Annotated in this window: 8 protein-coding genes; 5 read left to right on the top strand and 3 right to left on the bottom strand. The window is 65.4% G+C overall.

Annotated elements, in window-relative coordinates:
- The first annotated feature begins 467 nt into the window (after nucleotides 1–467).
- Both ACREBX_RS05690 and ACREBX_RS05685 read left to right on the top strand, forming a co-directional pair.
- Nucleotides 468–2,063: a helicase HerA-like domain-containing protein gene (locus tag ACREBX_RS05690; protein ID WP_431560787.1), complete on the top strand. Its 1,596-nt coding sequence runs from the start codon at nucleotides 468–470 to the stop codon at nucleotides 2,061–2,063.
- Nucleotides 2,060–2,512, top strand: a complete 453-nt coding sequence (locus tag ACREBX_RS05685; protein WP_431560786.1) for a hypothetical protein — start codon at nucleotides 2,060–2,062, stop codon at nucleotides 2,510–2,512. Before ACREBX_RS05690 ends, ACREBX_RS05685 begins: the two co-directional genes overlap by 4 nt.
- Nucleotides 2,513–2,534: 22 nt before the next feature.
- On the opposite strand, the gene ACREBX_RS05680 is transcribed toward ACREBX_RS05685, so the two are convergent.
- Nucleotides 2,535–5,234, bottom strand: a complete 2,700-nt coding sequence (locus ACREBX_RS05680) for a M1 family aminopeptidase (protein ID WP_431560785.1) — start codon at nucleotides 5,232–5,234, stop codon at nucleotides 2,535–2,537.
- Nucleotides 5,235–5,360: 126 nt separating this feature from the next.
- Between ACREBX_RS05680 and ACREBX_RS05675 the strand changes: the two genes are divergently transcribed.
- Both ACREBX_RS05675 and ACREBX_RS05670 read left to right on the top strand, forming a co-directional pair.
- A complete protein-coding gene (locus ACREBX_RS05675; protein WP_431560784.1) occupies nucleotides 5,361–6,647 on the top strand; it encodes a cytochrome P450 in 1,287 nt (428 codons plus the stop codon).
- Between the two features lie 76 nt (nucleotides 6,648–6,723).
- Nucleotides 6,724–6,960: a hypothetical protein gene (locus ACREBX_RS05670; protein WP_431560783.1), complete on the top strand. Its 237-nt coding sequence runs from the start codon at nucleotides 6,724–6,726 to the stop codon at nucleotides 6,958–6,960.
- Nucleotides 6,961–7,117: 157 nt separating this feature from the next.
- Here the strand turns inward: ACREBX_RS05670 and ACREBX_RS05665 are convergent, their stop codons facing one another.
- Nucleotides 7,118–7,528: an acyl-CoA thioesterase gene (locus ACREBX_RS05665; RefSeq protein ID WP_431560782.1), complete on the bottom strand. Its 411-nt coding sequence runs from the start codon at nucleotides 7,526–7,528 to the stop codon at nucleotides 7,118–7,120.
- 136 nt (nucleotides 7,529–7,664) lie between these two features.
- Between ACREBX_RS05665 and ACREBX_RS05660 the strand changes: the two genes are divergently transcribed.
- Nucleotides 7,665–9,293, top strand: coding sequence for a ComEC/Rec2 family competence protein (locus ACREBX_RS05660; protein ID WP_431560781.1), 1,629 nt, complete (start codon nucleotides 7,665–7,667; stop codon nucleotides 9,291–9,293).
- A gap of 13 nt (nucleotides 9,294–9,306) precedes the next feature.
- On the opposite strand, the gene queF is transcribed toward ACREBX_RS05660, so the two are convergent.
- Nucleotides 9,307–9,777, bottom strand: a complete 471-nt coding sequence (gene queF, locus ACREBX_RS05655; protein ID WP_037516914.1) for a preQ(1) synthase — start codon at nucleotides 9,775–9,777, stop codon at nucleotides 9,307–9,309.
- Between the last annotated feature and the right edge of the window lie 49 nt (nucleotides 9,778–9,826).

Below are 9,826 nucleotides of genomic sequence, written 5' to 3'. Positions count from 1 at the left end.
GCTTGCTGGCTAGCCGCAGCGGGGTGGGCCATCGCAACGTCGCTGCCCACCCCCAACCCCTCCCGCCTGCGGGAGGGGAGATCAAACGTCCGCTATCAGTCGTTAGCTGCCATCTCCGGCATCATCGTCGGAAAAGCCTTTCCTACAATATTCGGGCATGATCTATTCTGCCGGATGACCCAATAGTCCCATATCGTTGCTGCGCGTGCCCTCATCCCGCCGCCGGCGCCAGCCCGGTCTGCTAAAGCCACAAAAGCCACAGTTTCGGCCCGCGCGTGCGGGGCTTTTGTGGCTTTAAGCTCCGCGTCGGTCTTCGGTTCGCGCCGCCTCAAAACGCGATTCCCGTGTGAAGTTCGGCGGTTTTCCGCGGTGTCGTCATGCCCCGGCGAACGAAGCCGGTTTGCCGATTGCCTGACCTGCGCCGCCGCTCTAGACCCCTAGATAGGCTTTCGAATGGAGGACAGCGGGTGAGCGACGGCAGCACGGCAAGCGAAATCTATATCGGCCTTGGCGGGGGCGGCGCGGCGGATGGTCCGCGCCAGTCGCTCGTGCTGAAACGTGCGAACCGCCACGGGCTGATCGCCGGTGCGACGGGCACGGGCAAGACGGTGACGCTGCAGGGGCTCGCCGAGGGCTTTTCGGCGGTCGGCGTCCCGGTGTTCGTTGCCGATGTGAAGGGCGACCTTGCCGGCATGGCGATGGCGGGCAGCCCGACCGCAAAGACGCACGAGATTTTCGCCGCGCGCGCCGCCGAGATCGGCGACGGCGAATGGGTCTATCGCGACAATCCGGTGATCTTCTGGGACCTGTTCGGCGAGCAGGGGCATCCGGTGCGCACGACGATTTCCGAAATGGGGCCGCTGCTGCTCGCGCGACTGATGGGGCTCAACGAGGTGCAGGAGGGCGTGCTCGCGATTGCGTTCCGCGTCGCCGACGAACAGAATCTGCTCTTGCTCGACCTCGGTGACCTGCAGGCGATGCTGTCCTGGTGCGCCGAAAGCGCCGACGAGCTCACCACCAAATATGGCAATGTGTCGAAGGCCACCGTCGGCACGATCCAGCGGCAACTCCTGACCCTCGAAAGCCAGGGCGGCGCCAATTTCTTCGGCGAGCCCGCGCTCGACATCATGGACATGATCCAGTGCGACGAGAACGGCCGCGGCTATGTGAACATCCTCGCCGCCGACAAGCTGATGGCGAGCCCGAAGCTCTACGCGACCTTCCTCCTCTGGATGCTCAGCGAGATGTTCGAGACGCTCCCCGAGGTCGGCGATCCCGACAAGCCAAAGCTCGTCTTCTTCTTCGACGAGGCGCATCTGCTGTTCGACGACGCGCCGCCCGCACTGACCGACAAGATCGAGCAGGTCGTCCGCCTGATCCGCTCGAAGGGCGTCGGCGTCTATTTCGTGACGCAGAACCCGATCGACGTTCCCGAAACGATCGCCGGCCAGCTCGGCAATCGCGTCCAGCATGCGCTGCGCGCCTTCACCCCGCGCGACCAGAAAGCGGTGAAGGCCGCCGCCGAGACCTTCCGCCCGAACCCCAAAGTCGATGTCGCGCGCGAGATCACCGAGATGAAGGTCGGCGAAGCGCTGGTGTCGCTGTTGATGGCCGACGGCGCGCCGTCGCCGGTCGAACGCACATTGATCAAGCCGCCTTGCTCGCGCGCCGGTCCGCTCGATGCCAAGGAGCGCGCGATCATCAAGTCGATCTCGCCGGTCGAGGGCAAATATGACACCGCCGTCGACCGCGAGAGCGCCGAGGAACTGCTCGCCGCCAAGGCCGATCAGGCGCAGGCCGCCGCGATCGAGGCCAAGGCGCAGGTCGAGGCCGACAAGCAGGCCGCGATCGCCGCGAAGGAAGAGGCGAAGGTCAAGGCGGCCGAGGAACGCGAGCGCCTGCGGCTCGAAAAGGCCGCGGCGCGCGAAGCCGCGAAACCGTCGATGACCGAAAAAATGGTCCAGTCGGCGGCGCGCTCGGCGGCGACGAGCATCGGCCGGCAGGTTGCGGGCAAGTTCGGCGGCCAGTTGATGCGCGGGATATTGGGCAACCTGTTCAAATGAGCGAAGCCGATGCCGCGCTAATGGAGGCGAGCCTGACGGCCGTCGCCGACGCCGGCATCGACATCCGCCACAGCTTGTTCGACCGTTTCTTCGCGACTTTCCCCGATCGCCGCGCGAGCTTCATGGTCGTCGATGCCTCATCGCGGCGGATGACCGACGAGACGCTGCAGATGATGTTCGGGCTGGCGAAGCGCGAAAGCTGGGTTTGGCCGCTCGTCGCCGAGCTCGTCTTCACCCACCGCGCCTATGGGCCGCTGCCGATCGCCGAATATGACGCCTTCATCGACATGACGGTCGCCGAACTGGGCGCCGCGGCGGGGGCGGCATGGAATGCCGAGGCCGCCGCCGCGTGGCAGCGCCATGCCGATGCGCTCAAGGCGATGATTCGCCGGGCGCGCGCCGAATGGGAAAGCGCGATGCCGGCCGGAATGCCGCAGCCGGCCGACTGACCGGCCGACCGCGGCCTTTCCCCTACTTCGCCTTCAGCCAGCCGGCGATTTCGCCCTTGATGCGCGGTCGGCTGACGCTGCGTTCCTTCAGGGACGCCAGCGTCTTGTCATAGGGTTTGCGGACATCGGCGGGCAGCGGAGCCGCGATCCGCTCGAGCTTCGCGATCATCGCCGGATCGTTCGACGCGGCCGCCAATCCCGCGAGGAAGCGCGCGCGCGCCGAGGCGTCGATCAGCCGGTCGACCGCGGCCTGGTTCGCCTGTGCGAAGTCGACCGCCAGTTCGGGATGGTTCTTCGCGACCGCGTCGATGATCCCCGCGCTGACCGTCTTGCCGGGCTCGTCGGTGAGCGCGAGGTCGAGCGCGCGCTTCGCGAGCCCCGCGTCCTTCGCGTTGCCGAGCAGCGTATAGAAGGCGCTGCGCTCGACCGCCGACTTCGATGCCTTTGCCATCGCGCGCAGCTTGGTCCATTCGGCCTCGCTTGCGTTCGCCGCGACGATGCCGAGCCAGCGCGATTTCAGCGGGCCGTCGAGTGCGGCGGAATTGCTGTCGAGCAGCGCGAAGCGCCGCCGTGCCTCGCCGAGCAGTTTCGCATCGCCGAGCGTGCCGAGCGACGCGAGCAGGTCGGAGCGCAAGATGCTGTCGAGCGTGGGCTCGCCGGCACGCGCGTCGAAGCCGAGCCGCTGCATCGCCGGGCCGAGCGCCGTGGTGCCACGTGCTGCGATCTGTTTCTGCGCCGCCGGCTGGTCGTCGAACATAGCGTAGAGCGCCGCATAGCGCCCCGCGGCGTCGCCGAGCAGCTTCTGGTTCGCATTTTGCGGCGTCGCCGCGAGCAGGTCGAGCGCGGCGCCCATCGGCTGGTAGCCGGCATAGGCGAGCGCAAAATTGTCGCCGAGCAGCCCGAGCTGGTCGATCGGGGCCAGCTTCGCGAAATCGCCGCGGAGCGCGGCGAGCGCTGCGGGCGAATAGAGGGTGCGATAATAGCCCGCCTGACCCGCATTGATCAGCACCGCGCCGCAGCCGGGCAAGGTCAGCGTGCCGGTCCCGCCCGCGATGACCTGCCGCGCCACCGCGCCATGGCCGGCGCGCGCGAGGACGGGCACTTGCCAGCGGCGCGCTTCGGCCTCGATGCCCTGCTTGCGATCGCGCGAAAATTCGCCCTGCGTCAGCTGGACGGTCGTGTTGCCGCCGGCGCACGTGACGCCGCCGACGCGGAGCAACGGAATACCCGGCTGGTTCGTGAAATCATGCGCGATCGCGGTCAGACCCTTTGCGCCCGCTACCTCGACCGCGTTCCACAGATCGTCGGTGCGCGTGTTGGCGTATTTATGCTTTTCCATGTAGCTGCGCAGCCCGCCGCGCCACACATCCGCGCCGGCATAGGCTTCGAGCATCGTGATCACCGCCTCGCCCTTTTGGTAAGTGATCGCGTCGAACGCCTGGTTGGTGTCTTCGACGGTGCGAATCGTCTGGACGATCGGGTGCGTCGTCGCAAAGGCGTCGAGCGCCATCGCGCGCTCGCGGCCGTCGACGCGGTCGAGCAAAGGCTGCCAGTCGGGATGGAAATGGTCGCTCGCCTTGGTTTCCATCCAGCTCGCAAAACCCTCGTTGAGCCAAAGGTCGTCCCACCACGCCATGGTGACAAGATCGCCGAACCATTGGTGCGCGACCTCATGCGCCTGCGTCGAATAGATCTGCTGGCGCACCGCTTCGCTGGTGATCTTCGGGTCGTCGAGCAGGATGCGCTCGAAAGTGAAGATCGCGCCCCAGTTTTCCATCGCGCCGAAAAATTGCGACTGGCCGGGCCCCGCGACATTGTCGAGCTTGGGCAGCGGATAGGGCTGGCCGAAATAGTCGCTGTAATAGCCGAGCAGCGGGCCGAGGCTGTCGAGCGCGAAACGCGCCTGCTCGCCCGATCCCTTGGGCGACACGATGCCGACCTCGGCGCCGCTCTCGCTCTTTGCCGCGAGCCGCTCGAAATGGCCGGTCGCGAAGAAGAGAAGGTAGGACGACATTTTGGGCGAGATCTGGAAGGCAACGGTCTTCTTGCCGCCCGCGACCGGGGTCTCGCTGGCGACCGGCATGTTGCTGACCGCGAGGTCGCTCGCGGGCACGGTCGCCGACAGGCTGAAGGTGGCCTTGTAGCTCGGCTCGTCGAAGCTCGGAACAAAGCGCCGCGCGTCGGGCGCCTCGAACTGGGTGAACAGCCCGCGCACCTCGTTGCCCGTGACCTTATCGGGATAGTCGAGCGCGAAAAGCCCGTTCGCCTGCGTGTTGATCGTACCGGTGTAGCTTGTGGTCAGTCGGTATTTTCCGGGTGCGAGCGGCGCGGGGGCGGTGAAGGCCGCGGTTTGTGCCGCGGCGTCAATCGTGACGGTCAGCGGAATCGCTTTGCCGTCGGCGCCGCTCAGGCTCGCGCTTGCGAAGCGGAGATCGAGTGCGTTCAGCGTCAGCGTTGCCGACGACTCGTAAAGTTCGAGGTCGATGCCCGCTTCGCCAGCGAAGCTGAGCGCCTTGGCGTCGGGCGCGACGCTGATGTCGTAATGCAGCGGCCGCGCGATCCGCGGTAGCTGGCTCGGCACGCTCGTATCGAGCGGCGCGCCGGTGAGCGCGGGCGGCGGGGCGACGGGGGTGGGGGATGTGATCCCCGGCTGCGCGGCGCAGGCGGCGAGGCTCAGCGACGACACGGCGGCAACAAGCAAATGACGAGTCGAATATTTCATGGTTGCGATCCCCGGTATGATTTTGTGGGTCCGGCTAGGCCCATGCGCGGGCCCCTGCAACGCCCTCTTTCGGCAGGCCGTCGTCTAGGCTCGACAGACGGTGCGCGATGAGGCAGCTTTGGTTTCATGACAAAACCTATATTGCCTGGAGAGGTAGCCACCGCCGTCGTCGATCCCGTCGCCTATGGGGCGTGGGATCCATTGCACGAACAGCTCGCCTGGGCCCGCGCCAACGCGCCGCTCGCGGTCGCGGAAAATCCCGAGATCGATCCCTTCTGGCTGGTGACGCGCCACGCCGACATCATGGCGATCAGCCGCGACCCGCAGCGTTTCGCCAACGGTCTCCGCCCGACCGTGCTCACCAACCGCGGCGGCGAGGCGATCGCGCGCGCGGCGACGCCGAACAATGACGGGCATCTGATCCGTTCGCTGGTGCAGATGGATGCGCCCGATCATATGAAATACCGGCTGCTGACGCAAAGCTGGTTCATGCCGAAGAATTTGAAAATCGTCGAAGACCGCATTCGCCAGATCGCGCGCGAGACGGTCGATCATATGCTCGAACAGGGCGGCGAATGCGACTTCGCGCGCGACGTCGCGGCACATTATCCGCTGCGCGTCATCATGGATATTTTGGGCGTCCCGCCGGAAGACGAGCCGCGGATGCTGATGCTGACGCAGCAGCTGTTCGGATCGACCGATCCCGACCTCAATCGTAGCCGGGAAGCGATCACCAGCGCCGAGCAGGCGATCGCGATGCTCAACTATGTCATCGCCGATTTCGAAAATTATTTCGGTGCGCTCACCGCCGAACGCCGCGCCAACCCGCGCGAGGACATTGCGACGGTGATCGCCAATGCAACGGTCAACGGCGAGCAAATCCCCGACCGCGAGATGTCGGGCTACTATATGATCGTCGCCACCGCGGGGCACGACACGACGAGCGCCTCGACCGCGGGCGCGATGATGGAACTCGCGAAGAATCCCGCGCTGTTCGAACGCTTCCGCGCCGCCGACAGCGACAAGGCCGGGCTGATCGAGGAAGCGATCCGCTGGACCACGCCGGTCCAGCATTTCATGCGGAGCGCCAAGGAGGATGTCGAGATCGGCGGCCAGATGATTCGCGAAGGCGACTGGCTGATGCTCAATTATGTCTCGGGCAATCGCGACGAGGCGGTGTTCGGCGATCCGTTCGCGTTCGACCCCGACCGCGAAAAGAACCAGCAGATCGCCTTCGGTTTCGGCGCGCATGTCTGCCTTGGCCAGCATCTCGCGCGCATGGAGATGCGCATATTGATGGAGGAGCTTTTGCCGCGGCTGAAAAGCCTCGAACTGGCCGGCGAACCCGCGCGCGTCGAATCGGTTTTCGTCGGCGGGCTGAAGCGTCTGCCGATCCGGTTCGCTGCGGCCTAGCTCCATCCGGTGCGGCGCCGTGGAACTATTGCCCGTCGGCCAGCGTTTCAAGCCCGCTCAAAAAAAGGAGTTTGCGATGAATGTCTTAAAGAAGGCCGCGATCGCGTTCGCGGCGACGTCGATGGTTCTTGCGCCGGTGGCCGCGTCGGCCGCACCCGCGCTGGATGCTGCCCGTGCGGGGTCCGTTACCGAGGGTCAGAACGAACTCGAAGGAGCGAGCTGGATTGCGATCTTGCTCGGGCTTGCGATCATTGCCGGCGGTATCTGGCTGGTGGTCGACGACAACGGCGACGACGATCCGGTAAGCCCGTAAATTCCTTGCGCCGCCGAATGATCATGCCTCGCTTTGCGGCGGCGGCGGCGGCGGCGGCGGCCGCTCGCGTGCGTGGCGGTTTCTTCGTCCAGCTTCCAATGGAAGGCCCTCTCCCGCAAGGAGGGGGCCCTTTCACATCCGAAGGCTTCCTTTCGGGTTAGACCTTCTCGTTCGGAAAGAAGCGCGCGACGACCTCGCTCGCGAGCCGTGCGGGGCGCAGCGTTTCGGCGTCGATGCAGCACCATGAGGATTTCACCTCGGCCAGCACCTCTTCGCCGCGCTTGATGATCGTTTCGTAAAAGGCGCGCGCGCCCTGCACCTTTTCGAGGATGACGGTCGCGATGACCTGGTCGTCGAGGAAGGCGGGGCGGCGATAGGTGATCTCGTGCTTCAGCGCGACCCACAGATGCGCCGCGACCGCGTCGGGCGGAGCGATATGGCGCCAGTGCGCAAGCACCGCTTCCTGCACCCAGCTCAAATAGTGGGCGTTGTTCACATGACCCATGAAATCGATCTGGTCGGAGCCGACAGCGATCGGATGGTCGTGCGGAAGGGAAGCGGCGGTCATATCGCTGACACTAATGTCAATATTTTGTGACGGAAAGATGAATCTGAGGGGTGGGTCGATTTTCGGCGCAAGCGTCCAATATCGGTCATAACTGCCATGATAGGATTGTACCCGCAATCATGCGGAGGGGAATATCATGGAGCATGTTTTCGTCGCTCTGCCGGGCAGCGCCGATGGCGAGGGATCCTATGAAAAGACTTTCCTGCGCGACGACAATGGCAAGAAGGTCCGCCAGGTATTGTGGGGTGACTGGCTGACGCTGGCGCCCGACATGCCGCAGACCGGCGAGTGGCGCTGGATCCGCTGGGCGTGGAAGGATGAAGCGAAGCGCAGGCTGCTGAAAATTCGCGCCAGCGAAGTCACCGATCGCCGCCCGCTCGAAATGATCTTCCTCGACGTCGGGATCGGCGACGGGTCGGTGCTGATCACGCCCGAGCGCGCGACCGACCCCGACTTGCCGGCGGGGCAGCAGGAACGGGTCATCGTCGTCGATGCGGGCAAAGGTCAGGCGATGCGCGATTTCCTCGATGCCCGTTTCGGCACCTATCGCGCGGGCATGGCGTTCCATGCCGCGGTGATCAGCCACGCCGACCTCGATCATTATGGCGGCTTTCGCAGCATCTTCTCGAACAAGGACATCACCTTCGAGCATCTCTATCACAACGGCGCGCTCGAATTGCCGACCGGCGACGAGCTGGAGGGTATGGGCGGTGTCACCGAACCCGATGCCGACGGGGTGCGTTATCTGAAACATATCGTCGAAAGCGACGCCGCAGCGCGCGCGATCTATGACCCGGCGGCGGGCCCGTCGAGCCGGACCTTTGCTAAGCTGATCGCGACCGCGATCGCAAAGGGCAATGTCGGCAGCTTTTCGATGCTGTCGACCGAGCATGGCAGTTTCGCGCAGGGCGCACGCTGGATGCCGGGCTTCGCGCCGGGCGAGCGCGATGGCTATACGATCGAGGTGCTCGGCCCATGGGCCGAACGCGACGCGGCTGGCAAACTGCGGCTGCGCGTCTTTGGCGACGCCGCCAAAACGAAAAACGGCCATTCGGTGATCCTGCGCCTGCGCTTCGGCGAATTTTCGATCCTTTTCGGCGGCGATCTCAACACGCCGTCGGAACGGTTCCTGCTGACCCGATACGCCGGGCTCGACGCCTGGCCGCAGGACGAGGCGGGCCGCGATGCGATGATCGCGGCCGCGCGCGCCCGTTTCCGGTCGGACGTGATGAAGGCGTGCCACCACGGCGCGTCGGACGTGACCGACGAATTTCTGAGCGCGGTGAACCCTGCGGCTTTCGTCATATCTTCGGGCGACGACGATGTGAATTACGTCCATCCCCGGCCCGACCTGCTCGGCCGGCTGGGCAAGGCGGGGCGCGGCGCCGCGCCGGTTCTGCTATCGACCGAATTGCAGCGTTCGACGCGCGAGACCGAGGACGCGGCGCTCGTCAAGCGACTGAAGGGCAATATCGACCTACTGGCCACGGGCGGCCCCGGCACCGACGAAAATGGTGCGCCCTTGTCGGATGCCGCGCGCAAGGCGGCGTGCGAGGCGCTGGCGAAGGCGATGAACGCCGACGTCGACACGCTGGGCCTGTCCAATGTCAGCGTCGACGGCGCCATCTATGTCAAGACCGACGGCAAGCGCCTGATCGCTGCGTTCAAGAAGGAAACGCAGGATCCGAACAACAAATGGTTCTGGTACAGCTATGCGCTGAAGGCCGATCAGACGATGGACCTTGTGCCGCGCCCCGAACATTGAGGCGCCAGGCGAATCACCCCCGGCCGCGATAGGGCGCGACCCCCTGGTCGGGGAGCCACAGGTCGGCGGGCGGCGCGCTTGATTGCCAGAAGACGTCGATCGGAATGCCGCCGCGCGGATACCAGTAACCGCCGATGCGCAGCCACCGCGGCTGCATCTCGTCGAACAGGCGGCGGCCGATGCCGACGGTGCAATCCTCGTGAAACCCCGCATGGTTACGAAAGCTGCCGAGGAAGAGCTTCAGGCTCTTCGATTCGACGATCGTTTCGCCCGGCGCATAATCGATCACGAGGTGCGCGAAATCGGGCTGGCCGGTCACCGGGCAGAGCGAGGTGAACTCGGGCGCCGCGAAGCGGACGAGATAGAGCTCGCCAGCGCGCGGATTGGGGACATAGTCGAGAACCGCGGCCTCGGGCGAGGCAGGAAGTTCGCTGGATTGGCCGAGATGTTTCGGCGCGAGCGGGGTAGGGGTGGAATCGGTCATGGAAAGGCTCTAGAGCCCGATCGTCTTGGGCGGAAGCGCTTTGCGCTTC

This window comes from Sphingopyxis sp., assembly GCF_050725655.1.
Lineage (GTDB): Bacteria > Pseudomonadota > Alphaproteobacteria > Sphingomonadales > Sphingomonadaceae > Sphingopyxis.
Note: the sequence above shows the minus strand (reverse complement) of the source record. Positions and strands in the feature narration are given on the sequence as shown.

Bases quoted from the DNA above. Each gene is read 5' to 3' on its own strand.
- ACREBX_RS05685 (WP_431560786.1), top strand. From the start codon at position 2,060: ATGAGCGAAGCCGATGCCGCGCTAATGGAGGCGAGCCTGACGGCCGTC.
- ACREBX_RS05680 (WP_431560785.1), bottom strand. From the start codon at position 5,234: ATGAAATATTCGACTCGTCATTTGCTTGTTGCCGCCGTGTCGTCGCTG.
- ACREBX_RS05675 (WP_431560784.1), top strand. From the start codon at position 5,361: ATGACAAAACCTATATTGCCTGGAGAGGTAGCCACCGCCGTCGTCGAT.
- ACREBX_RS05670 (WP_431560783.1), top strand. From the start codon at position 6,724: ATGAATGTCTTAAAGAAGGCCGCGATCGCGTTCGCGGCGACGTCGATG.
- ACREBX_RS05665 (WP_431560782.1), bottom strand. From the start codon at position 7,528: ATGACCGCCGCTTCCCTTCCGCACGACCATCCGATCGCTGTCGGCTCC.
- ACREBX_RS05660 (WP_431560781.1), top strand. From the start codon at position 7,665: ATGGAGCATGTTTTCGTCGCTCTGCCGGGCAGCGCCGATGGCGAGGGA.
- queF (WP_037516914.1), bottom strand. From the start codon at position 9,777: ATGACCGATTCCACCCCTACCCCGCTCGCGCCGAAACATCTCGGCCAA.